The organism is Salipiger mucosus DSM 16094, assembly GCF_000442255.1.
GTDB lineage: Bacteria > Pseudomonadota > Alphaproteobacteria > Rhodobacterales > Rhodobacteraceae > Salipiger > Salipiger mucosus.
In genome coordinates this window covers 127,300-150,279 of record NZ_KE557277.1, presented here as the reverse complement: position 1 = coordinate 150,279, position 22,980 = coordinate 127,300, and the positions used below count along the sequence as shown (strand labels likewise).

The window sequence follows — 22,980 nt, the reverse complement described above, 5'->3', positions numbered from 1 at the left end:
GGCCCTTGCCATGCACCAGCCGCCTGCCCTGCGGCAGCGACGGCCCGGCGCCTCAGCGCCGCGCCATGAAGGTCTTGAGCCGCTCGAGCCCCAGTTCGATGTCCTCGGTCGAGGTGGCGTAGGAGAACCGCAGCGTCTGCGAGCCGCGGCCCGGGTCGAAGTCCAGCCCGGGCGTCACGGCGACCCCCGCCTCGTCGAGGATCCGGCGCGCGAAGGCGCGGCTGTCATCGGTGATATCGCTCACGTCGGCATAGACGTAAAACGCGCCGTCCGGCGGCGCGATGCGGTCGAAACCGGCTTCCGGCAGGCCCGCCAGCATCAGCTCGCGGTTGCGGCGGTAGACCTCGACGTTGGCGTCGAGTTCCTCGCGCGCGTCCATCGCCGCCAGCGCGGTGATCTGCGCCGCGTGCGGTGCGCAGATGAAGAGGTTCTGCGCGAGACGCTCAAGCTGGCGGACCTGCGCATCGGGTACGACCATCCAGCCCACGCGCCAGCCGGTCATCGAGAAATACTTGGAAAACGAGTTGATAACGCAGACATCGTCCGAAATCTCGAGCGCGCTGACCGCGCGTTTCTCGTACTCGATGCCGTGGTAGATCTCGTCCGAGATGAAGGCCGCGCCGCGCTCCTGCGCGTCACCGATCAGCGCGCCGAGGCCGTCCTTCCCCAGCATCGTGCCGGTCGGATTGGCCGGCGAGGCGATCAGCATGCCGTCGTAGTCCACGCCCTTCAGGTCATCTGGCACCAGCTGGTAGCCGTTCTTCTCGCTGGTCGGTATTTCGGCCGCCTTGATGTCCAGTGCCTTGAGGATCTGGCGGTAGGACGGATAGCCCGGCGCCCCCAGCGCCATGGTCTGCCCCGCGTCCAGCAGCGCCGTGAAGGCCAGGATGAAGGCCCCGGTCGAGCCCTGCGTGACCATCACCCGCCCGGGGTCGAGGTCGATGTCGTACCATTCGCCGTAGTGCTGCGCGATGCGCTCGCGGAGCGCCGGGATCCCCAGCGCGACCGTGTAGCCCAGTGCGTCGTTCTCCATCGCGGTCATCAGCGAGCGCCGGGCCGAGAGGGGGGCCGATGTTGCCGGCTGTCCCACTTCCATGTGGACGATGTGACGCCCTTCTTCCTCGGCCAGCCGCGCGGCCTCCATCACATCCATCACAATGAAGGGATCGACTTCGCCCCGGCTTGAGTTTCGCATACGGCTCTCCCATGGTGGCTAAGCCTAGGGGCTTACGGGGCAGACTGAGGAGGGTCAATGTTCGCCGCCCGGCTTTTGGCCGCTCTCCTGGCCGCTGCCTTTTTGTTCGTCACCCCGGCCCGCGCCGTCACGCTGTTGCGGGACGCGGGCATCGAGCATGCGCTTGGCCAGCTGGCCGAACCGGTGCTGCGCGCGGCAGGCCTGAACCCCGGATCGGTGCGCATCCTGGTGGTCGACGACACCTCGCTCAACGCCTTCATCGTCGACACGCAGCACGTCTTCATCCATTCCGGCATGATCATGAAGGTCGACAGCGCCAAGGCGCTGCAGGCCGTCATCGCCCACGAGGCCGCGCATATCGCCGGCGGGCACATCTCGCGGCGTCTGGGCAACATGCGCGCGGCGCGCACCGCGACCGCACTTGGCGCGGTGCTCGCCGTCGCCACCGGGGCCGCTACCGGGCGCGGCGACGCCGTGGCAGGCGTGATGCTGGGCACGCAAAGCTCGATCATGGGCAATTTCATGGGCCACACGCGGGCCGAGGAAAGCTCGGCCGACATCTCGTCGGTGCGCTACCTGACGCGGGCGGGCATCGACCCGCGCGGGGCCGTCGAGGTGCAGGAAATCTTCCGCGGACAGGAGGCTCTGGGCGCGCGCCGCCAGGATGCCTACGTCCGCACGCATCCCCTGACCAGCGACCGCCTGCGCCGTTTGCGCGGCCTGGTCGCGGCCTCCGGCATGCCGGAGGACAACGATGCCACGGCGGACTACTGGTTCGGCCGGGCGAAGGGCAAGCTCACCGCGTTCCTGCGCGCCCCGGCCTGGACGCTGCGCCGGCTCGACCGCAGCGTCACGCCGGACATCGCGCAGATGCGCGAGGCGGTGGCGCGGCACCGGCAGTCGGACCTCGCGGGCGCGATGCACGCCATCGACGCCGCCATCGCCGCCCGCCCCCGCGACGCGTTCTACCGCGACCTCAAGGGCGAGATCCTGCTGGAATCCCGCCGCGCCGACGTCGCGGTCAAGGTCTACGCCAACGCCCGCAGCCTCGCTCCGCGCAATCCGCAGATCCTGGGCGGGCTCGGCCGCGCGCAGCTGGCCGCGGGGCAGTATTCCGCCGCTCTGAAGACCCTCGAGGAGGCGCGCGGCCGCGACTGGCGTGATGCGCGGCTGCTGCGCGACCTCTCGGTCGCCTATGCAAGGACCGGCAACAACGGTATGGCATCGGAAGCCACAGCGCAGCGCTACGCCCTGCAGGGCAGGCTCGAGGATGCCGCCATCCACGCCCGTCGGGCCATCGGCCTGCTGCCGCGCGGCTCGGCGCCCTGGCGCCGCGCGCAGGACGTGCTGGCCGAGGCCGAGCGCGCCGAGAAGCAACGATAACGCCGGGGCGCCACGGATGCGCCCCCAACCCAAGACAAGGAACAGCACATGCTTACCCGACCGACCCGCCTCACCGCACTTGCCCTGACGATGGGACTGGCCGCGGGCGCCGCCATGGCGCAGGACTTCGACCCGGCCGAGATGACGCCGGAGCAGCGCGAGGCCTTCCGGGCCGAGGTCCGGTCCTACCTGCTCGACAATCCCGAGGTCATCATGGAGGCGGTCAGCCAGCTCGAGGCGCGGCAGGCGGAACAGCAGGCGCAGGCCGACGATCAGCTCGTGGCCGACAACGCCGACGCGCTCTTCCGCGACGGCTATTCCTGGGTCGGCGGCAATCCGGATGGGGACGTGACCATCGTCGAATTCTCGGACTATCGCTGCGGCTACTGCCGCAAGGCCTTCCCCGAGGTCAACGAGCTGATCGAGAGCGACGGAAACATCCGCTTCGTCCTCAAGGAGTTCCCGATCCTCGGCGAGGCCTCGGTCACCTCCTCGCGCTTCGCCATCGCCACGATGATGGAGGAAGGCGACGAGGCCTACGGACAGGTTCACGACGCGCTCATGACGCTGGAGCAGAACCCCTCCGAGCCGGTGCTGCGGCGCCTTGCCGAGACGCTGGGCCTCGACGCGGACGCGATCCTTGCCCGGATGGGCGACGAGGAGATCACGCGCCGCATCCAGGAAACGCGGCAGCTGGCGAGCCAGATGCAGATCAATGGCACGCCGAGCTTCGTGCTGGGCGGCGAGATGGTGCGCGGCTACGTCCCGCTCGAGGCGATGCGCGAGATGGTCGAGCAGGCGCGCTCGGAAAGCTGAGCCCGCCCCGGGCCCGCATGGCAGGCCGGTCCGCGCGTCCTGCGCCGGACCGGCGACCTAGGCCTGGGCAAAGACCGGCAGGTCGATCCGCAAGGTGGTGCCCTGCCCCGGCGCCGAGTCCAGTTCGATCCGGCCGCCCGACTGTTCGACGAAACCGCGCACGGTGGCGAGCCCGAGACCCGAGCCCTGCCCGACAGGATGCGTCGTGAAATAGGGATCGAAGACGCGGGCCTGGATCTCAGGGGCGATCCCCCTTCCAGTATCGCGCACCTCGAAGCGGACGTAGCGCACCCCGCGCGACGTGCTTTCCCGGCAGTGAATGACAATCTCGCCGCCCTCTGGCGGCATGGCGGCCGCCGCATTGCCGACCAGTTCCAGCATTGCGGTCTCGAAGCGCCCAGGATCGACGCAAACCTGCGGCAGTTCCGCCGGGGCATCAATCGCCAGTCGCGCGCCCCCCGCGGGCAGCATGGAGCGCGCGGCCCCGTCCAGCGATGCAAGCAGCTGTTCGGACCGCACGGGTTCCGGCGAAAGCCGCGCCACGCTCGACAGGACAAGCAGCCGTCCCGTGAGCTCGGCCCCGCGTCGCGCGGCGCGCTCTGCCTCGTCCATGAGTTCGTCGCGTTCTCCCGGGGCCTCGGACAGGCGCGCCAGCTCGACGTTGCCCAGCACCGCGGTCAGCAGGTTGTTGAAGTCATGCGCCACGCCTCCGGTGAACTGCGACATGGCCTTCTGCCGCTCGCGTGCCGCCTCGGTCCGTCGCGCGATGTCGAGCCGGGCCCGCATGGCAGCCACATCCAGCGCGACCTGCAGGAAGTAGGCCCCGACCACGACAAGGACCGTCGACAGCGCAAGCGTGTCGGTCTGCCAGGGCGCTTCGAGCCAGAGGATCGAGATGCGCGCACCGATGCCGACCGCGATCAGCCCCATGTCGGCCAGCAGAAGCGGCCGGTGATGCGAGCGCCGCACCAGCGCGTTCAGTCCCGTCACCACCAGCAGAAACAGCGACATCAGCTTGAAGACGACGTCCGGGCTGGCCCAGAGGTAAAGCCCGGCGAAGAGGTAGACGCAGCCCGACAGCATGAGACTGCCCAGCGGCAGCGCAAGGAGGCGGTAGGACCCGTGGTCCGGCAGGTTGTGCACAACCGCGAAATGCAGTCCCGACGACGCGAGGAAGACGGCGAACCACCACAGCAAAGTCGGGTCACCGTATGCGAAGAAGACCATGACGGAGATCACGGCGAGCAGACCGAAACGCCAGCCCGTGTCACGCGGATGCACCGCCTCGACCTGCTTGAGCGGTCGGAAATCGTATTGGCCGCGCGCCTCGGAAAGCGCGGACGGGACAGGCCTCAGCCCGTCCGCCATTCGGTCACTCCGCAGCCTGCGGCGCTTGGCCGTTGTCGGCCTCGAGCTCGGCAGCCTTCTTCTCGACCTCTTCGACGATGTGGTCGATCATCTGGTCGTTCGACATCTTGTGGCTGGCCTTGCCCGCCAGGTAGACCATGCCGCTGCCGGCGCCCCCTCCGGTAAAACCCACGTCGGTCATCAGCGCCTCGCCCGGACCGTTCACCACGCAGCCGATGATCGAAAGGCTCATCGGGGTCTTTATGTGTTCCAGGCGCTCCTCGAGTTTCTCGACGGTCTTGATCACGTCGAAGCCCTGCCGCGCGCAGGAGGGGCAGGAGATGATGTTCACGCCGCGGTGGCGCAGACCGAGCGATTTGAGGATCTCGTAGCCGACCTTGATCTCCTCGACCGGATCGGCCGAGAGGCTCACGCGCAGCGTGTCGCCGATGCCCATCCACAGAAGCTGGCCCAGCCCGATGGAGCTCTTGATCGTGCCCGAGGTCAGGCCGCCCGCCTCGGTGATGCCGAGGTGAATGGGTTTGTCCGTCGCCTCCGCGAGGCCCATGTAGGCGGCCGAGGACAGGAACACGTCCGAGGCCTTCACGCTGATCTTGAACTCGTGGAAGTCGTTGTCCTCGAGAATGCGGATATGGTCGAGCGCGCTTTCGACCATCGCCTCCGGGCACGGCTCGCCGTATTTTTCCAGCAGGTGCCGCTCGAGGCTCCCGCCGTTCACGCCGATGCGCATCGAACAGCCGTTGTCGCGGGCGGCCCAGATGACCTCGCGCACGCGGTCCTGGCTGCCGATGTTGCCGGGATTGATGCGCAGGCAGGCGGCGCCGGCCTCGGCGGCCTCGATCCCGCGCTTGTAGTGGAAGTGGATGTCCGCGACGATCGGCACCGGGCTTTCGCGCACGATCTCCTTCAGCGCGCGCGAGCTGTCCTCGTCGGGCACCGAGACGCGCACGATGTCGGCGCCGGCCTCGGCCGCGCGCTGCACCTGCGAGATGGTGCCGGGAATGTCGGTCGTCGCGGTGTTGGTCATCGTCTGGACCGAGATCGGGGCATCGCCGCCCACCGGGACGGAGCCCACCATGATCTGACGCGACTTGCGGCGCTCGATGCTGCGCCAGGGCCGGATCGGGTTATGGCTCATTCAGTCTGCCCCTCCGAGGGCGCAATCTTGTCGTGTCCACGCATAGCGGATCTATGTCGCGGGGTCACCGAATTCATCGGCACGCATGCCAAGAATCGAACGCGACGCCAAGACAAGTCTACGCGACCGGAAAGCCGGTCGGCCACGTTCAATTTCGGGTCGAAACGGACTCGAGCTCGGCCACGACGCGCTCGAGGTCCGAATCCTGCGTGGCATCGGCCAGTTCGTAGGACCGGGTAAGATGCGTCACCGAAAGGGCCAGGTCGTCCTTGATCTCGCCCGTGCCGCCCGCGGGACCGTAGGTTTGCCCGGCCGCGGCGAAGTAGATCGCGCCCGCCTCGCCGGTGCGCAGGGTCGGCGGCTCCTGCGTGTTGGGCGCGGTCCAGGTATCGCCCGCGTTCATGATGCCCTCGAAGATGACCGACCCGTCGGCCGCGCGAACGCGCACCCACGAGGGACGCACGGCGATCATCATCACGCCCTGCGTGCCGTCTTCGAGCACCTTGGGCATGGTGGGCGTCGCGCCGTTCGCGCTTTCGGCCGAGGCCAGCGTCCGCTCGGGCTGCACCTCGCGCTGGCCGAGGTCGGCCAGCACCCGCGACAGGTCGTCGTCGGCCGAACGGTCGGCACGGCTGTAGGTGGCCGCAAGCACGTCGGATACCAGCGGCAGGTCGCTGGTCACCACGCCCGCCCGGCCCGCCGGGCCGTAAGTCGTGCCGTTCATGGCAAAGTAGAGCGCGCCGGATTCGCCGACGTTGAGCGTGGGCTCGCTCTCGCCGGCGGGTGCCGTCCAGGTTTCGCCCGGTTGCATGACGCGCTCGTAGATCACGCCGCCGTCGTCGCCGCGCACGCGCACCCAGGCCGGACGGACCGCCACAAGCGTCACGCGATCCCCCGCGAGGGCCGGGGCGAGGACCCCGTCCGAAACGCCGCCCAAGGCGCCCTGCATGGCACCCGCGATCGTGGCCATGCCGCGCGACTCGCTGCCGTCGGGGTCCGGACCGGGCTCGGGGAGCCGGCGGGAGCCCGCGCTGGCGAAGGCGCCAACCGTGTCGGGATCGAGCGACGAGATCGGCGCGTCGCGGGCCACCAGGACGGGAACGTCCAGCGCCTGCGGCCGGTAGAGCCGGTCATAGACCTCGCCCGAGGGCGGCGAGAACGGGCCGGCCGCGTCGGCGCTTGCGGTCTCGGTGGCGGAATCCTCGGCCGTGTCCGAGGCCGAGGCCCCCTCGAGCGGATCGAGATCGCTCAGCACCACGGGCGTCTGGTCCACCGGCGCAAGCTGCACGCGCTGCACCTCGCGCAACACGGCCCAGCCGCCGTAGCCGATCCCGCCGATCAGCGCGACCAGCACCAGCAGAGACCCGATGGCGCCGGGCTCGATGCGGGAAAAGACCGACTCGCCCGCCGGGGCGAAGGGCATGCGCGGCTCCTCGAAGGGATCGCGGGCCGCCGGGCGCGGCGGTCCTTCAACGTCGGGCTTGCGGATCGTCGAGGCCTTGGACGACATGCCGTGCGCGACGGAAAAGCCGCTCTCGGCACAGAATTCGGCAAAGCACTCGTCGGGGTCCATGCCGAGGTAGCGCGCGTAGGACCGGACGTAGCCGGCGATGAAGCCGGGCGTGTCGAAAGCAGAGGGATCGCAGTTCTCGATCGCGGCGATGTAGCTTGCCTTGATCCGCAACTCGCGCTGCACGTCCAGCAGGCTCTTGCCCATGGTCGCGCGCTCGCCGCGCATCACGTCGCCGAGGCGCAGCGCAAAATCGTCAAAGCCGCGCGGTGCGTCTTCCACGATCTCGTCCGTCCCAGCTTTGCGAGGGGATTTTCGCCCGATCATCCGCTCTGCCCCGTTACCGCTATCCCGACCTTAACCTGCCTGACCACGCTTCCGCGATCACGCGATTCGCGCTGCGGGTCTTATTGATAGAACGTTAGCACATCACAACAGCATTTGCAGGAATTCCACGGGGATAAGCGCCGTTCTGCGCAGACGGCGCGCAGGACCTCAAACTCCCGTTACATGAAGTTCACCAAGCAAGCCGCTGAGGTTCGTGGACCTTTCAGGCTGCACGGAAAAGCGGCAGCCCGGTTTCCGCGCTCCTCGGCACAACGAAAACGCCCCCTCGCGGGGGCGTTTTGCCGGAAATCGCAATGATTGCAGCGCTCAGGCGCTGAGTTCCTGACGGTTGAGCGCGCAGTGCGACCAGAGCTCGTCCATCGCCCGGATCAGGTGGTCCATCTCGCGCGGGCCGTGCACCGGCGAGGGCGTGAAACGCAGCCGCTCGGTGCCGCGCGGCACGGTCGGGAAGTTGATCGGCTGCACGTAGATTCCATAGCCATCGAGCAGCATGTCCGAGAGCTGCTTGGTGTGCACCGGATCCCCCACGATCACCGGCACGATGTGGCTGCCGTGGTCGATCAGCGGCATGCCCATGCCCTTGAGGCGGGTCTTGAGGATCTTGGCCTGGGTCTGGTGCTGCTCGCGCAGCGCCTGGTCGGTCTTGAGGTGCGCGATCGAGGCCGCCGCGCCCGCCGCGACCGTCGGCGGCAGCGAGGTGGTGAAGATGAAGCCCGGCGCGTAGGAGCGCACGGCATCACACATCTTTTCGCTGGCCGCGATGTAGCCGCCGAAGACACCGAAGGCCTTGCCCAGCGTGCCGTTGATGATGTCCACGCGGTGCATCAGCCGGTCGCGCTCGGCCACGCCGCCGCCGCGGGGGCCGTACATGCCCACGGCGTGCACCTCGTCCAGGTAGGTCAGCGCGCCGAATTCTTCGGCCAGGTCGCAGATCTCGGCGATGGGGCCGAAGTCGCCGTCCATCGAGTAGACCGATTCAAAGGCGATCAGCTTGGGCGCCGCCGGATCGTCGGCCTCGAGCAATTCGCGCAGGTGGGCCACGTCGTTGTGCCGGAAGATGCGCTTGTCGCCGCCGTTCCGCTTGATCCCCTCGATCATCGAGGCGTGATTCAGCGCGTCGGAATAGATGATGAGCCCGGGGAACAGCCGCGGCAGGGTCGAGAGCGTCGCGTCGTTGGCGATGTAGGCCGAGGAAAAGACCAGCGCCTGCTCCTTGCCGTGCAGGTCGGCGATCTCGGCCTCGAGCCGTTTGTGGTAGACCGTGGTGCCCGAGATGTTGCGCGTCCCGCCCGAGCCCGCGCCGGTGGCGTCGATGGCCTCGTGCATGGCGGCAAGAACCGCCGGGTGCTGCCCCATCCCGAGGTAGTCGTTGCCGCACCACACGGTGATCGGCTGCTCGCTTCCGTCGGGCTTGCGCCAGGTCGCATGCGGGAACTGGCCCATCTTGCGTTCGATGTCGATGAAGGTGCGATAGCGGCCTTCGTCGTGCAGGCGGGCAAGCGCCTGATCGAGTGTCGCGGTGTAATCCACCTGGGGTTCCTCCTGGGTCTTCGGCCGCTGCGTTGAGCGGCATCTTCGGGGTGTGGGCACCCTCATTCAAGTTTGTGAATGGATAACGCTCACGGGTCTACATGTCTACGGTTTAGAAGGAAACTAAAGGTCGCGGCATTGATTTGCATCAAGACTTTCGGATCGCAACGCATGGCGGCCCCGGTTTCCGCAGGATCGGGTTTCCGATACTCGCCAAGGTGCGCCGATGCGCTCACTATCCACCCAATTCATTGACCTGTCCCGACTTTTCAAACGAGCTCCGCATCGCTCCACCTGTTGCAGACGCCCGCCATTTACAAGGTTTTCCCGATGCAAACCGCGGTTTTCGCGCACCTCCCCGCTCCGGCTCTGATCGTGGCGACCGCGCCTGGCTACGCACTGGCGACCGTGGGCATGAAACTGGCCACCGCAGGCGTGGCACCTTTCGACATATCATTGATAATGTTCGGTTTTCTTGCAGCTGCACTGGCCGAAGTCCTTCTTTTGCGACGCACCGGGCTGTCGATGATCTACATCGCCATCGTCGCGGTCGAGACGCTGGTGGTGCTTCTATACGCCGCATGGATCGGCGAGGGCCTGGACCTGCGCTAGGCGCTTGGTGCGGGGCTGGTGCTGATCGGTCTCGCGGTCGTGACGCTCCAGGCCGGCGCGGGGCCCGGACGCCCCCGGGCGCCGCTGCTATGGACAGTCCGGCGGGCGCTGGTAGGGTCGCGGTCAATCCCCCGTGAAGGAGCCCGCGAATGTCTCTCGACACCGTTCTCGCCCGCATCGACGCCGAGCTGCCCGCCGCCACCGAGCGCCTGCTCGAACTGCTGCGAATCCCCTCGATCTCGACCGACCCCGCCTATGCCGACAAGTGCGACAGCGCCGCCGACTGGCTGGTCGCCGATCTTGCCTCGATGGGCATCGACGCCTCCAAGCGTCCGACGCCGGGCCATCCGATGGTCGTGGGCCATGTCGACGGCGCCGGTCCGCACGTGCTGTTCTACGGCCACTACGACGTGCAGCCGGTCGATCCGCTCGAGCTTTGGGACCGCGAGCCCTTCGACCCGGCCATCGAGGACACCCCCAACGGCAAGGTGATCCGCGGCCGCGGCGCCGCCGACGACAAGGGCCAGCTCATGACCTTCGTCGAGGCCTGCCGCGCCTACCACGCGGTGCATGGGGTCATGCCCTGCAAGATCACCTTCTTCTTCGAGGGCGAGGAGGAATCGGGCTCGCCCTCGCTCATCCCCTTCATGAAGGAGAATGCCGAGGAGCTGAAAGCCGATCTCGCGCTGATCTGCGACACCGGCCTCTTCCAGTCCAGGACACCCGCGATCATGACCATGCTGCGCGGCCTGCTGGGCGAGGAGATCACGATCACCGGCCCCGACAAGGACCTGCATTCGGGCATGTACGGCGGCCCGGCGATGAACCCGATCCGCGTGCTCACCAAGATCCTGGGCGGGCTGCACGACGAGACCGGACGCGTGCAGGTGCCGGGCTTCTACGACGGCGTGCCCGAGCTTCCCGCCGAGATCGCCGAGCAATGGAAGGCGCTCGACTTCGACCACGGGGCCTTTCTCGGCGACGTGGGTCTTGCCAACCCCGCGGGCGAGGCCGACCGCAGCGCGCTCGAGATGATCTGGTCGCGTCCCACCGCCGAGATCAACGGCATCATCGGCGGCTACACCGGCGAGGGCTTCAAGACGGTCCTGCCGTCGAAAGCCTCGGCCAAGGTCAGCTTCCGGCTGGTGGGCCAGCAGGACCCGCATGCGCTGCGCGAGAGCTTTCGCGAATGGGTGCGCGTGCAGGTGCCCGAGGACTGCAAGCTCGAGTTCAAGGCGCACGGCAACTCGCCCGCCTCGCAGATATCGACCGACCATCCCGCCTTCGAGGCCGCCCGCAAGGCCCTGACCGACGAATGGCCCGACCCGGCGGCCCTGGCCGGCTGCGGCGGCTCGATACCGATCGCGGGCTACTTCAAGACGTACCTCGACATGGACGCGATGCTGGTCGGTTGGGGCAAGGATGACGACCAGATGCACTCGCCCAACGAGAAGTACGACCTCGAGAGCTTTCACAAGGGCATCCGCAGCTGGGCGCGCATCCTCGACGCCATCGCGCCGGGCCCGGACGGCGAGAACTGATCCGGCCCCTGCCCGGCCGGGCGAATTGCTGAAAATCCCGTCGATCAGGCAAAGTGTTAACGTCTCGCTGCCCAAAACGCCGCCACATGTCGCCACATTCGTTCCGTAGGACTTAACGCGGGAGGCGCCGATCTCTGGCTGGAGGGACAAGGGACATGACGACAGGCACAGGACGGGCTGCGTTTCGCAAGATGACCCGTGACGACTTCGACGCGCGGCTCGGTCGGATGAACGCCGACCAGTCACGCGGCGCCGGCAGCAAAGCCCGTCGGAACGCGGACCGGGAACATCCCTTCCTGTATCTGCTCGCGGGCTTTGGCTCCGCCTACCTCGTGATGACCGTCGCGCGCAATCGCGAGGCGATCGAGGCCAGTCTCCGGCAGGGCAGCCTGCCCGCGCAATATGGCGACTGGGTCCTGGGCGGGACCGCCGCACTGCTGGCGGTCTCGGCCGTGATGCTAGGGCTGCACGTCTTCCGCCTGGTCTTGCGGCGCGGCACCGACCGGCGCAACTCGGGCGGGCTGCTCGCCGGGGTCATCGCCGCGGGCGCGCTGATCCACACGCCGCCCAGCGTGGTCGATGCGGCCTACGGCATGCTCGACGGCAACTCCCGCGACCTGATCGTCGCGGCGACCTCCAGCGTGCAGGACAACTTTCCCGGCATCGACTTCTCGACCGCCGCCTTCACATCGTCGAACGGGAGGTGATCGGCACCGCCCCGCCGGGTCAGAACAGGCCGTTGAACCGCTCGGGCAGACGGTATTGCAACGGCAGCTCCGGCCTGTCGAACTGCCAGTAGCCGGTGTCGCCGCGCGGCTTCCAGCTGCGCTGCATCCGCTTGCGAAGCCAGCCGAGATCGAAGCCATCCTGCATCTCGAGCGCCGCGAACGCCTCGAAGACGGCGCGGTCCGCGCCCCGCGCCTCGGGAAACCAGTGCCGCCCGATCGCGGCCTCCCTGACGCCCACCCCCACCTCCTCGGTCACGCGGTTCCGGCGGTCCATGGTCGCGACGTAGGTGTCGAAGTCGCAGAACTTGAGGTGGAAGAGGTAGAGGCCCTCGGGCGTGAAGAGCTTCGAGGCCTGCGTGAAATGCCCGCCCCGCGCGATCTTGGTTCCGAGCGACAGCACGCAGGGCTTGGAGTAATGCGGCGCGGGCCGGACGTGCCGGCGCGCGCCGAGGATCGTCTCGCCAACGGGCGCGGTCTCGATGTCGATGCGGTGGATGACCTCGAGCCCCACCGGCGTCAGCACCCGCCGCAGCGGCTGCTCGGCGAGGAACTCCAGCAGGCCGCCCCGCTCGGGGTCCAGAACCACCAGCTCGTCGACGTCCCCGACGATGACCTGCCGGTAGTAGCTGCGCAGCCCCTGCACGAGCCCGTTCAGCAGCCGCCAGCGCTTCATGTCGAAGTTTGGATGCGGCTCGCCGGGAATGCCGATCACGTTGCAGCCCTCGGCCAGCCGCGCGACCGCGTCGCCGCGACCGTGGTTGACCACGTAGCAGTTCTCGCGGCCCAGCAGGCCGCCGTAATGGCGCAGCCAGGCCGTCAGGAAAAAGGCGTCCTCGCGCACCATCGTCACGGCGGCGGCCACGGATTGCATCTGCCCGGCTCTCCTTGTCTTTTCCCCACCCTAGCCGCCCGCCGCCGGATCGGGAATCGCCAATCCCCGCAGGCGCCGCTAACGTGACCGGCAAACAACGCGGACAGGGGCATGATCGGGCAGGCATTCGCGGACACAGGCTGGCACCTCGCGCCGACCGGAGCGCCGATCACGCGCTACCAGGTCTTCGGCGAGCGCTGTTCGGGCACCAATTTCGTCAAGCGGCTGATCGGCCGGAACACCGCGCTCACCCCCATCGAGGATCTGGGCTGGAAGCATGGCTTCCCGCATATGACGGCGATCCCCGAGGACTGCCTCGTGGTCTGCGTCGTCCGTCACGCGGGCGACTGGGCGCGCTCGGTCCACGCCAAGCCCTGGCACTGCCCGCCCGCGATGCAGCGCCTGCCCTTTCCGGAGTTCATCCGCGCCGAATGGGCGACAGTGGCCGACCGCCCGCGCTATTTCCCGCAGGTGGCGCAACTGGGCGGCAAGCGCCAGCCGTTGCAGCACGACCGGCATCCGATCACCGGCCGCCCCTTCCCCAATCTCTTCGCTCTGCGCCGGGCCAAGCTCGAGGCGCTGCTGGGCTTCGGCGCGCGCGGCTGCGCCGTTCTGCTCTGCCGGCTCGAGGCGGTGCAGGCCGCGCCGGAGGACTTTCTGCGCGACCTGCGCGGCACGCTCTCGCTGCCCGCCGCCGAATATCGCCCGGTGGTGAAGCGCCTGGGCTCCCGCTTCGCGCCGGCGGTCGAGGACCGCCCGCCCACTCCGGACAGCCTCTCGCCCGAGGACCTCGCCTTCATGCGCGCGCAGCTGGTCCCCGATCTCGAGGCCGCGCTCGGCTACCGCTACTGAGCGCGGCGCCCTAGCCCACCTGCCGCCCGTGCGCCCAGACGCCGCGCAGCACCGGCTGGCCGTCGATCATCGCGACGCGCAGCACGTCGCCGTGCATCCCCTCGACGAGGCGCCCGCGGTCGGTCAGCCCGGCCGCCCGCGCGGGCGCCGCAGTAACAGTCGCGATGGCGCGCGGCAGGTCGTCCCAGAGATCGGCCAGCAGGAAGGCCGCCGTCATCAGCGCCGAGGGCACGTAGTCCGACGACAGGATGTCCAGCAGGTCGAGCTCGGCCAGCTCCGCCGCCGCGATGTTGCCCGAGTGCGAGCCGCCCCGGATCAGGTTCGGCGCCCCCATCATCACCGCGATGTCCTCCGCGCGGCAGGCGCGCGCGGCCTCCACCGTGGTCGGAAACTCGGCCAGCCGGACCCCGTGGCCCGCACTGACCGCGACGTGATCCTCCGTCGTGTCGTCATGGCTGGCCAGTACCGCGCCCAGCCGCCCGGCCGCAGCCACCGCACCCGCCTCGTGCGCCGCGCCCACCCGGTCGCGCATCTCGGTCAGGTTGGCCACGTGATCGGCGAACCCCGCCTCGGACAGCCCGTGCTTGCCGCAGACGTAGTCCTTGAGCTTCGACAGGTCGCGGAACTGTCGTTGACCGGGCGTGTGGTCCATGATCGACAGAATGCCCACCCGGTCCGCCGCGTCGAACTCGGCCAGCTCGTCGAGCAGCGTCTCCGAGCAGACCTCGGCCCGCAGGTGCAGGAAGTGGCTGATCCGCAGCATCCCCTTGGCACGGGTCTCCAGCAGCTCGCTCGCCAGCGCGCGGGCATACTTGCGGTAGTCCGTCTTGCCGCCCGAGACCACCGAGCCCACGCGCATGGCGTCGAAGACCGTGGTGATCCCCGCCGAGGCAAGCTCGCCGTCATGGGCGAGGATCGCCGCCGCATGCGGCCAGTCGACCTTGGGCCGCGGCTGGATGTGCCGCTCGAGGTTGTCGGTGTGCAGCTCGATCAGCCCCGGCACCAAGAGATCGCCCGCGCAGTCGACCGCACCCGGAACCGAGGTGGCGCCGGGATCGATGCGCGCAATGCGCCCCGCCTCCAGCACCAGCGTGCCGCGGATCACCTCGCGCTCCAGCACGATCCGCGCGTTGCCCAGGATCACATCCGTCATGGCCAGCCCTTTCCGTCGTCATGGTTTCGTGACATCCCGGGTCTATGTCCGCCGCCATGACCGACTTTTCCCGCTATGCCGTCTATTACGCGCCCGCCCCGGGCGCCTTCGCCGATTTCACCGCCCGCTGGCTGGGATGGGACGCCGCCACGGCGAGCGAAGTTCCCCACCCCGAAGTGGCCGGCCTGCCGCGCCCCGTCTCCGAGATCACCGCGACCCCGCGCAAGTACGGCTTCCACGGCACGCTCAAGCCGCCCTTCCGCCTTGCCGGCCCTCTCGAGGCGCTGAAGATCGACCTCGCCGCGCTTGCCGCGCGCCTCGCCCCGGCCGAGATGCCGGGTCTTGCGCTGACGCGGCTGGGATCCTTCCTCGCGCTCACGCCCGAGGGCGACACCACGGGCCTCGCGGAGATCGCCGCGCAGACCGTGCGCGCGCTCGACGCCCACCGCGCGCCGCCCGCCGAGGCCGAGCTCGCCCGCCGCCGCAAGGCGCGGCTGAGCGAGCGGCAGGAAGCCCACCTGCTGCGCTGGGGCTATCCCTACGTGATGGACGACTTCCGCTTCCACCTCACCCTCACCGGACGCCTGCCGGGCGACGAACTCGACAGCGTCGCCGCGGCGCTCGAGCCGGTGCTGATGCCGCTCGCGCCCGCTCCCTTCCGCCTCGATGCCCTCTGCCTCTTCGGCGAGGCGCCGGATGGTCGCTTCCACCTGCTGCATCGCTACGCCCTCACCGGCTGAAGCGCCGCGACCAGCCGGTCCGCCGCCTCCTCGAGCGGCCCGGAATTGTCGATCTCGACCACATCCAGCCCGTCCGGTATCTGCAGCGCCGCACGCTCGAGCCGCGCCGCGATCTGCGCCTCGCTTTCGCGGCCGCGTGCCCGCAGCCGCTCGGCCAGCACCGCGCGCTCGGCTGTCACATGGATCACCCGCAGCCCCGGGAAGAGCCGCGCCGCCGGCTCCAGCATGGCGCGCGATCCGTTGAAGACCGCCGGCCGCCCGGCCTCCAGCACCTCCCGAACGCCGGCAGGGATGCCGTAACGCAGCCCGTGCGCCGCCCAGTGCAGGACGAAGTGGCCCGCGGCGACACGCCGGTCGAACTCGGCCTCGCTCACACCCTCGAAATCCTCGCCGCCAGCCGCCTCGGGCCGGGTGATGACGCGCCGCACCCGATGCAGCGCCGGCATCCGCGCCGCCGCCGCGTCGATCAGCGTGTCCTTGCCCACCCCCGAGGGGCCGACGACCGCATGCAGACGGGCGCTCATGCCGCGACCCCCGGGGTAAATGCGATCACGTCGACCTCGCGATCGCAGACCGCCGCCCGCGCCTCGGCATCGTGAAAAATCCCCAGGATCGCCGCGCCCCGCGCCTTGGCCTCGCGGATCAGCTCCAGCACCACGTCCCGGTTCGCCGCATCTAGGCTCGCCGTCGGCTCGTCGAGCAGCAGTGCCGGGTAGGCATGGGCGAACCCCCGCGCGATGTTCACGCGCTGCTGCTCGCCCCCCGAAAAGGTCGTCGGCGACAGCTCCCAAAGCGCCCGCGGAATGTTGAGCCGCGCCAGCAGCTCTTCCGCCCGCTCAAGGGCCGCCGCCCGCGCACCGCCCGCGGCCAGCAGCGGCTCGGCCACCACCTCCAGCGTCGGCACGCGCGGCACCACCCGAAGGAACTGGCTGACATACCCCAGCACCTCGCGCCGCAGCGCCAGGATCTCGCGCGGCGTCGCCCGCGCCACGTCGAGCCCGCCCACCTCGATCGCGCCCGAGGCCGCGAGGTAGTTGCCGTAGATCATCCGCATCAGCGTCGACTTGCCCGCCCCGGACTCGCCCGTGAGCGCCACGCATTCGCCCGCCGCCACCCGCAGGCGCGCGCCCGCCATCACCGGGATCACGGCGCCCCCCTGGTTGTGCAGCACGAAGCTCTTGGACACATCCGACACCCGGATCATCGGCCCCATCCTTCTTCTTGTTCCAAATACGCAAAAACGGCGCCGCAGGCGCCGCACCCCGTCAGACCTGCAACACGCTCGACACGAGCAACTGCGTATATGCATCCTGCGGATCGTCGAGCACCTGGTCGGTCAGCCCGGTCTCGACCACCCGTCCACCCTGCATCACCATCAGCCGGTCCGCGAGCAGCCGCACCACGGCGAGGTCATGCGTGACGATCACCGCGCTCAGCCCCATCTCGCGCACCAGCCCGCGCAGCAGGTCCAGCAGCCGCGCCTGCACGCTCACGTCGAGCCCGCCCGTGGGCTCGTCCATGAAGACCAGCCGCGGCCCCGTGACAAGGTTGCGCGCGATCTGCAGCCGCTGCTGCATCCCGCCCGAGAAGGCGCGCGGCCGGTCGTCGATGCGGTCGGCGGCGATCTCGACCCGGCCCAGCCAGTCCGTAGCCTCGGCCCGGATGCGCCCGTAGTGCCGCGCGCCCACCGCCATCAGCCGCTCGCCCACGTTGCCGCCCGCCGAGATGCCCAGCCGCAGCCCGTCGCGCGGGTTCTGGTGCACGAAGGCCCAGTCGGTCCGCCCCAGCATGCGCCGCTCGGGCTCGGACATGGTCAGCACGTCGCGCGGCCCCTCGGCACGGGTGTCGAAGATCACCCGCCCCGCGTCGGGCGCCAGATGTCCGGCCAGACAGGACAGCAGCGTCGACTTGCCCGAGCCGCTCTCGCCCACGATGCCCATGACTTCGCCCGGCCACAGATCGAAACTCACATCGCCGCAGCCAAGCCTTGCGCCATACCGCTTGGTGAGGCCCTGCACGTCAAGGATCGGCCTCATGCCACGTCCTCCGCCGCCAGCGCGCCCCGATGGCCCCCGGCCCGCCGCCCGGCGCAGAAGTCGGTATCCGAGCAGACGAAGATCCGCCCGCCCGCGTCGTCGGTGATCACCTCGTCGAGATAGCTCTCCTCCGCCCCGCAGAGATCGCAGGCATGATCGGCCTTGCTCGCCTCGAAGGGGTGGTCCTCGAAATCGAGGCTCACCACCCGCGTATAGGGCGGGATCGCGTAGATCCGCTGCTCGCGTCCCGCACCGAAGAGCTGGATCGCCGGGCTCTCGAGCTTGGGGTTGTCGAACTTGGGGACCGGCGAGGGATCCATGACGTAGCGCCCCTCGACCTTGACCGGGTAGGCATAGGCGGTCGAGATCGCGCCATTGCGGGCGATGTCCTCGTAGAGCTTGACGTGCATCAGCCCGTAGTCCTCGAGCGCGTGCATGCGCCGCGTCTCCGTCTCGCGCGGCTCGAGGAAGCGCAAGGGTTCGGGGATCGGCACCTGGTAGACGAGGATCTGCCCCTCGGTCAGCGGCGTCTCGGGGATGCGGTGGCGGGTCTGGATCACGCTGGCCTCGGCCGTCCGCTCGGTCGCCGCCACCCCGGCCGTGCGCTGGAAGAAGCGCCGGATGGAGACCGCGTTGGTGGTGTCGTCGGCGCCCTGGTCGATGACCTTGAGCGTATCGGCGGGCGTCAGGCAGGCGGCCGTCACCTGGACGCCGCCCGTGCCCCAACCGTAGGGCATCGGCATCTCGCGGCTGGCGAAGGGCACCTGGTAGCCGGGGATCGCCACCCCCTTCAGGATCGCGCGGCGAATCATGCGCTTGGTCTGCTCGTCGAGGTAGGCGAAGTTGTAGGCGGCGTCGGTCATTCTCTCGGCCTTTCCGCGAGCAGGGCCGGGGTGGGGGACGGATCGCACAGGCTCATTCCGCCGCCTCCCGCGCCGCCTCGGCGCGCATGCGGCGCACCAGTTCCAGCTCGGACTGGAAATCGACGTAGTGCGGCAGCTTGATGTGCTCGAGAAACCCCGTCGCCTGGATGTTGTCGGCATGGCCCAGCACGAATTCCGCGTCCTGCGCCGGCGCCCCGCTGTCCTCCTCGCCCAGCTCCTCCCACCGAAGCGCCCGGTCGACCAGCGCCATCGAGATCGCCTTGCGCTCGGTCTGTCCGATGACCAGCCCGTAGCCCCGCGTGAACTGCGCCGGCTCGATCTTCGAGCCGGCGAACTGGTTGACCGTCTCGCATTCGGTGAGCGTCAGCTCGCCCACGCATACAGCTTCGCCCAGCTCGGGCACCTCCATCTCGACCTCGACCGTGCCGATGCGCAGCTCGCCCACGAAGGGATGGTTGCGCCCGTAGCCCCGCTGCGTGGAATAGGCCATGCCCAGCAGGAACCCCTCGTCGCCGCGCGTCAGCGCCTGCAACCGCAATGCGCGCCCGGCGGGATAGTCCATCGGCGCCCGGGTCATGTCGGGCGGCTCCGCCTCGCCCGGCGGCTCGTCCTGGATCAGCCCGTCGCGGCCGAGGATGTCGGTGATGCGCGGCTTGGGCACCGCCTCATCGGTCGCGTCGCCGCAGACCGGCACCCTCCCCCGGATCCGCCCTCCTCTGCCGCCAGTTTGAAGTCCAGCGAGGCGGTGCGTGTAGTCGAAGGTCGGCCCCAGAACCTGCCCGCCGGGCGCGTCCTTGAAGGTCGCGCTGATGCGCCGGTCGCAGCGCATGGCCCCGGTATCGACCGGCCGCGAGGCGCCCAGCCGTGGCAGCGTCGTGCGATAGGCGCGGATCAGGAAGATCGCCTCGATCAGGTCGCCGCGCGCCTGCTTGATCGCCAGGGCCGCAAGGTCGGGGTCGAAGAGCGAGCCTTCGGCCATCACCCGGTTCACCGCAAGGCTCATCTGCTCGCGGATCTGCGCGAGGCTCAGCTCCGCGACCGCGCGATCCCCGCGCCGTTCCTTGGCCAGCCAGTCATGCGCCGCGTCGATGGCCTTTTCGCCGCCTTTCACCGCAACATACATCTCAGGCCTCCTCCACGCGGGTCGAGCGCGGCAAGGCCGCAAGGCTTTGCCCGCAGGTGAAGAAGCAGTCCCATCCCAGCGGAAAGCGGGCATTGTTACGGCGAAAGGCCTCGGTCTCGGGCAGCGACAGGAACGCCTCGGTCTCGATCCCCGGCCCGGTCAGCCGCGCCCCGCGCGCGGCAAGCGCCTCCATTTCGACGATCAGCGAGACCGAGCGGTCGGGATAATCCGGCGTCCCGATGCGATAGGCCCCCAGCGGCGCCAGCGCCGGCCAATGGCCCAACGCGAACGTCGCCTCCTCGCGCCCGACCAGCGGCGCGCCGGTGTGGAAGCTCACCCAATCGCGCACCTCGGGCCCGTCGTGCCCGGGCGCGAGGAAAAGCGGCGTCTCGTGGTCGCAGAGCGTCAGCAGCAGCACCGCCGCCGCGCCCGAGACCGGCGCCGGAGCCTCGGCGCCGCCCACCGTCGCGATCCGGCCCGGCCGCGCCAGCGCCTCGAGCGTGGCGCGAAAGACCTGCGCGGCCTCCACCGGCGCATCGGCGAAACCGCCGGTCAGAGCCTCTGTCCGCATCAGTCCTCTCCCCGCACCATCGTGAAGAAATCCACCTTGGTCGAGGCCGCCCGCGCGGCGCGCGCCTGCCGCCGCGCGTCTTCCTCGGCCTCGAGCGGGCCTATCACCGCCGCACGCACCTGGGAGGCGCGCGACCCCTGCATCAGTGCATCCACCATCGCCGCGTCGCGGGCATGGGCCTTGCCGCGCCCTTGAACGTGGGCATGGCCGACCTCTCCGCCGTCCAGCCGCAGGCTGCAGCGCGTCACCGTCATCTCGCCGAGGTTGAAGGGAGCGCCGGTGCCGCCCATGCGACCGCGCACCATGACGCCGCCCACCTCGGGCGCCCGCAGCCAGGCGTGCGCCGGCCGCTCGCCGAGCGTATCCAGCAACTCGGCCAGCCGCGCGGGCCGAGCGCGGGCCAGCAGCCCCATCCAGCCCTTGCGGGCCTCGATCCCTGTCGTGCCATCGACCATGCGGCGACCTTGCCCTTCGTCGAGAATCCTATACAACTAGACAAATCATAGGCCGGTCCCCTGCGCATGCGCAAGCCCGGCGGGCATGAAGTTTCGATGACGGGGGCCATCATGGCGCGCACGCCGGTCTGGGCATCCATCGCCGCCACGCTCGAGCAGGAGATCGCGCGCGGCCTCTATGCGGCGGGCGACAAGCTGCCGACCGAGGCCGCACTCGCCGCGCGCTTCGGCGTCAACCGGCACACGGTGCGCCGCGCCCTCTCGGATCTCGGCGAACGCGGGCTCACGCACAGCCGGCGCGGCGCGGGCGTCTTCGTGCGCGCCGCGCCCACCGACTACCCGCTCGGCCGGCGCGTGCGCTTTCACAGCAACATCCGCGCCTCGGGCCGACTGCCCGAGAAGCGCGTCCTGCGGATCGAGACGCGCCCCGCCGACACGACCGAGGCCGAGGCGCTGGACCTCGCGCCCGCCGCCCCGGTCATCGTCTACGAGGGGCTGTCGCTGGCCGGCGGCGACCCGATCGCGCATTTCACCAGCGTCTTTCCCGCCGAACGTCTGCCCGGCATCGACGCCACCCTGCAGGAAACGTCTTCGGTGACCGAGGCGCTGCGCCGCCACGGCATCGCCGACTACACCCGCGCCTTCACCCGGCTCACCGCCGAGGCCGCAACCGCCACGCAGGCTCTGCACCTCGCTTTGCCCGAGGGCGCGCCGCTGCTGCGCTCGGTCGGGCGCAACGTGGACCCGGACGGCGTGCCCGTCGAACACGGCGTCACGCATTTCGCGGGCGACCGTGTCGCGCTCACCGTGGCAAGCGACGACGACCCTCCCACGTCATCGGGGTGACACAGATCCGCGCTAGACACCCCTGAAACCGAGGGCAGGTCACGGCAATGACGGATACGCTTCCCCCCATGCGCCTGACGGGCGCAACGATCCTCCGCGACGGCGCGCTGCAACAGCGCTCGCTGGTGATCGAGGACGGCCGGATCACCAAGGGCCCGCTGCCCGAGGTGGACATGTCGGGCTACCTGATCCTGCCCGGCATTGTCGATCTGCACGGCGACGCCTTCGAGCGGCACATCGCCCCGCGCCCCACGACGCAGATGCCGATCCCGGCCGCGCTGCGCTCGACCGACCGCGAGGCGGCCGCGAACGGCGTCACCACCGCCTGGCTCGCGCAGAGCTGGAGCTGGGAGGGCGGGCTGCGCGGCCCCGACTTCGCCGAGCGCGTCATGGCGGCGCTCGATGGCTACCGCGCGCAGGCGCTCACCGACCTGCGGCTGCAGGTCCGGTGCGAGACGCACATGCCCGACACGCGCGACCGGCTGATCGCCGCGATCAGGCGCTGGGGCATCGACTACGTCGTGTTCAACAACCACCTGCCCGAGGCGCTGGAGACGGCATCGCGCGCGCCGCACCGCTTCGCCGCCATGGCCGACCGCGCCGGGCTGGCAGTCACCGAGTTCCACGACCGTCTCATCGCCGCCGCCGACCGCCGCCGCGAGATCCCGCGCCACCTCTGCGCGCTGGCCGAGGTCTTCGACGCGCTCGACCTGCGCTATGGCAGCCACGACGACCCCGACGGCGAGACGCGCGAGTTCTACCGGATCATCGGCGCCCGCATCGCCGAGTTCCCGATCACCGCCAGCGCGGCCAAACTGGCCAAGGCCTGCGGCGACCCGGTGCTCATGGGCGCGCCCAACGTCGTGCGCGGCGGCTCGCAGGCGGGCAACGTCTCGGCGCAGCACCTCGCCGCGGCCGGGCTCTGCGACGCGCTTGTGTCGGACTACCACTACCCCTGCCTCGCGCAGGCCGCATGGGCGCTGGTCGACCGCGGGGTGATGGACCTGCCGCGCGCCTGGAGCATGATCTCCGCCGCGCCCGCCGAGATCATGGGTCTGGCCGACCGCGGCACGCTGGAGCGGGGCAAGCGCGCCGACTTCATCGTCGTCCACGCCCGGACCCGCGCGATCGAGGCCACGGTGACGAACGGTCGCCTGTCCTATCTCTCGGGCGCCGCCGGCGCGCGGCTCGTGGGCGCCATGCCGGGCCTGCAGATGGCCGCCGAGTAGCGCCCAAGCCTTCGGCAGCACGACAGCCGGGCCGCGGCTCGGGTTCATTCC

The 22,980-nt window shown here is 69.7% G+C and carries 23 protein-coding genes; 9 read left to right on the top strand and 14 right to left on the bottom strand.

Annotated elements, in window-relative coordinates; genetic code table 11:
* Nucleotides 1-52: 52 nt before the first annotated feature.
* On the bottom strand, nucleotides 53-1,195 hold the full coding sequence (locus SALMUC_RS14635; RefSeq protein WP_020038765.1) for a pyridoxal phosphate-dependent aminotransferase: 1,143 nt from the start codon (nucleotides 1,193-1,195) through the stop codon (nucleotides 53-55).
* Between the two features lie 57 nt (nucleotides 1,196-1,252).
* Here SALMUC_RS14635 and SALMUC_RS14630 point away from each other — a divergent pair, with 57 nt between their 5' ends.
* Together SALMUC_RS14630 and SALMUC_RS14625 are read left to right on the top strand one after the other, a co-directional pair.
* Nucleotides 1,253-2,578: a M48 family metalloprotease gene (locus SALMUC_RS14630; protein WP_020038766.1), complete on the top strand. Its 1,326-nt coding sequence runs from the start codon at nucleotides 1,253-1,255 to the stop codon at nucleotides 2,576-2,578.
* A 48-nt stretch (nucleotides 2,579-2,626) separates the two neighbouring features.
* Nucleotides 2,627-3,394: a DsbA family protein gene (locus tag SALMUC_RS14625; protein WP_020038767.1), complete on the top strand. Its 768-nt coding sequence runs from the start codon at nucleotides 2,627-2,629 to the stop codon at nucleotides 3,392-3,394.
* Nucleotides 3,395-3,451: 57 nt separating this feature from the next.
* On the opposite strand, the gene SALMUC_RS28290 is transcribed toward SALMUC_RS14625, so the two are convergent.
* From SALMUC_RS28290 to hemA, 4 genes are all read right to left on the bottom strand, one after another.
* Nucleotides 3,452-4,762, bottom strand: a complete 1,311-nt coding sequence (locus SALMUC_RS28290) for a sensor histidine kinase (RefSeq protein WP_020038768.1) — start codon at nucleotides 4,760-4,762, stop codon at nucleotides 3,452-3,454.
* A 4-nt stretch (nucleotides 4,763-4,766) separates the two neighbouring features.
* Entirely contained in the window at nucleotides 4,767-5,900 is a 1,134-nt protein-coding gene (gene ispG, locus SALMUC_RS14615) for a flavodoxin-dependent (E)-4-hydroxy-3-methylbut-2-enyl-diphosphate synthase (protein ID WP_020038769.1), read from the bottom strand.
* A 148-nt stretch (nucleotides 5,901-6,048) separates the two neighbouring features.
* Nucleotides 6,049-7,692 (bottom strand): helix-turn-helix domain-containing protein, encoded by a 1,644-nt coding sequence (locus tag SALMUC_RS14610; protein WP_020038770.1) that lies wholly within the window; start codon nucleotides 7,690-7,692, stop codon nucleotides 6,049-6,051.
* A gap of 372 nt (nucleotides 7,693-8,064) precedes the next feature.
* A complete protein-coding gene (gene hemA / locus SALMUC_RS14605) occupies nucleotides 8,065-9,288 on the bottom strand; it encodes a 5-aminolevulinate synthase (protein WP_020038771.1) in 1,224 nt (407 codons plus the stop codon).
* Between the two features lie 330 nt (nucleotides 9,289-9,618).
* Here hemA and SALMUC_RS14600 point away from each other — a divergent pair, with 330 nt between their 5' ends.
* The 3 genes from SALMUC_RS14600 to SALMUC_RS14590 all read left to right on the top strand — a co-directional run bounded on the left by SALMUC_RS14600 (nucleotide 9,619) and on the right by SALMUC_RS14590 (nucleotide 12,148).
* The gene (locus SALMUC_RS14600) at nucleotides 9,619-9,900 is read left to right on the top strand and encodes a hypothetical protein (RefSeq protein ID WP_021120437.1); all 282 of its coding nucleotides are present in this window, start codon (nucleotides 9,619-9,621) and stop codon (nucleotides 9,898-9,900) included.
* Nucleotides 9,901-10,049: 149 nt separating this feature from the next.
* The gene (locus tag SALMUC_RS14595; protein ID WP_020038773.1) at nucleotides 10,050-11,441 is read left to right on the top strand and encodes a M20/M25/M40 family metallo-hydrolase; all 1,392 of its coding nucleotides are present in this window, start codon (nucleotides 10,050-10,052) and stop codon (nucleotides 11,439-11,441) included.
* Nucleotides 11,442-11,596: 155 nt separating this feature from the next.
* Nucleotides 11,597-12,148 (top strand): hypothetical protein, encoded by a 552-nt coding sequence (locus SALMUC_RS14590; protein ID WP_021120436.1) that lies wholly within the window; start codon nucleotides 11,597-11,599, stop codon nucleotides 12,146-12,148.
* Between the two features lie 19 nt (nucleotides 12,149-12,167).
* Here SALMUC_RS14590 and SALMUC_RS14585 read toward each other — a convergent pair whose 3' ends face one another.
* Nucleotides 12,168-13,040, bottom strand: coding sequence for a glycosyltransferase family 2 protein (locus tag SALMUC_RS14585; protein ID WP_020038775.1), 873 nt, complete (start codon nucleotides 13,038-13,040; stop codon nucleotides 12,168-12,170).
* A 111-nt stretch (nucleotides 13,041-13,151) separates the two neighbouring features.
* Here SALMUC_RS14585 and SALMUC_RS14580 point away from each other — a divergent pair, with 111 nt between their 5' ends.
* Nucleotides 13,152-13,892, top strand: coding sequence for a hypothetical protein (locus SALMUC_RS14580; RefSeq protein ID WP_020038776.1), 741 nt, complete (start codon nucleotides 13,152-13,154; stop codon nucleotides 13,890-13,892).
* A 10-nt stretch (nucleotides 13,893-13,902) separates the two neighbouring features.
* Here the strand turns inward: SALMUC_RS14580 and SALMUC_RS14575 are convergent, their stop codons facing one another.
* Complete coding sequence (locus SALMUC_RS14575) at nucleotides 13,903-15,045, bottom strand: alpha-D-ribose 1-methylphosphonate 5-triphosphate diphosphatase (RefSeq protein ID WP_020038777.1); 1,143 nt, start codon at nucleotides 15,043-15,045, stop codon at nucleotides 13,903-13,905.
* A gap of 56 nt (nucleotides 15,046-15,101) precedes the next feature.
* Between SALMUC_RS14575 and SALMUC_RS14570 the strand changes: the two genes are divergently transcribed.
* Entirely contained in the window at nucleotides 15,102-15,785 is a 684-nt protein-coding gene (locus SALMUC_RS14570; RefSeq protein ID WP_037372049.1) for a DUF1045 domain-containing protein, read from the top strand.
* Here SALMUC_RS14570 and phnN read toward each other — a convergent pair.
* From phnN to phnG, 7 genes are all read right to left on the bottom strand, one after another.
* Nucleotides 15,767-16,309: a phosphonate metabolism protein/1,5-bisphosphokinase (PRPP-forming) PhnN gene (gene phnN, locus SALMUC_RS14565; protein ID WP_020038779.1), complete on the bottom strand. Its 543-nt coding sequence runs from the start codon at nucleotides 16,307-16,309 to the stop codon at nucleotides 15,767-15,769. The genes SALMUC_RS14570 and phnN overlap by 19 nt on opposite strands.
* Complete coding sequence (gene phnL / locus SALMUC_RS14560; protein WP_020038780.1) at nucleotides 16,306-16,989, bottom strand: phosphonate C-P lyase system protein PhnL; 684 nt, start codon at nucleotides 16,987-16,989, stop codon at nucleotides 16,306-16,308. Before phnL ends, phnN begins: the two co-directional genes overlap by 4 nt.
* A gap of 61 nt (nucleotides 16,990-17,050) precedes the next feature.
* Nucleotides 17,051-17,821 carry a phosphonate C-P lyase system protein PhnK gene (phnK, locus tag SALMUC_RS14555; RefSeq protein WP_020038781.1) on the bottom strand — a complete coding sequence of 257 codons (771 nt, stop codon included), beginning with the start codon at nucleotides 17,819-17,821 and terminating at the stop codon, nucleotides 17,051-17,053.
* Nucleotides 17,818-18,684: an alpha-D-ribose 1-methylphosphonate 5-phosphate C-P-lyase PhnJ gene (locus SALMUC_RS14550; protein ID WP_020038782.1), complete on the bottom strand. Its 867-nt coding sequence runs from the start codon at nucleotides 18,682-18,684 to the stop codon at nucleotides 17,818-17,820. The genes phnK and SALMUC_RS14550 overlap by 4 nt, the downstream gene beginning before the upstream one ends.
* A gap of 52 nt (nucleotides 18,685-18,736) precedes the next feature.
* Nucleotides 18,737-19,828 carry a carbon-phosphorus lyase complex subunit gene (locus SALMUC_RS14545; protein WP_021120435.1) on the bottom strand — a complete coding sequence of 364 codons (1,092 nt, stop codon included), beginning with the start codon at nucleotides 19,826-19,828 and terminating at the stop codon, nucleotides 18,737-18,739.
* A gap of 1 nt (nucleotide 19,829) precedes the next feature.
* A complete protein-coding gene (gene phnH / locus SALMUC_RS14540; RefSeq protein ID WP_020038784.1) occupies nucleotides 19,830-20,399 on the bottom strand; it encodes a phosphonate C-P lyase system protein PhnH in 570 nt (189 codons plus the stop codon).
* A complete protein-coding gene (phnG, locus tag SALMUC_RS14535; protein WP_020038785.1) occupies nucleotides 20,399-20,854 on the bottom strand; it encodes a phosphonate C-P lyase system protein PhnG in 456 nt (151 codons plus the stop codon). The genes phnH and phnG overlap by 1 nt, the downstream gene beginning before the upstream one ends.
* A gap of 111 nt (nucleotides 20,855-20,965) precedes the next feature.
* Between phnG and phnF the strand changes: the two genes are divergently transcribed.
* Both phnF and SALMUC_RS14525 read left to right on the top strand, forming a co-directional pair.
* The gene (phnF, locus tag SALMUC_RS14530; protein WP_037372048.1) at nucleotides 20,966-21,700 is read left to right on the top strand and encodes a phosphonate metabolism transcriptional regulator PhnF; all 735 of its coding nucleotides are present in this window, start codon (nucleotides 20,966-20,968) and stop codon (nucleotides 21,698-21,700) included.
* A 47-nt stretch (nucleotides 21,701-21,747) separates the two neighbouring features.
* The gene (locus tag SALMUC_RS14525) at nucleotides 21,748-22,929 is read left to right on the top strand and encodes an alpha-D-ribose 1-methylphosphonate 5-triphosphate diphosphatase (RefSeq protein ID WP_037372016.1); all 1,182 of its coding nucleotides are present in this window, start codon (nucleotides 21,748-21,750) and stop codon (nucleotides 22,927-22,929) included.
* Nucleotides 22,930-22,980: the final 51 nt, after the last annotated feature.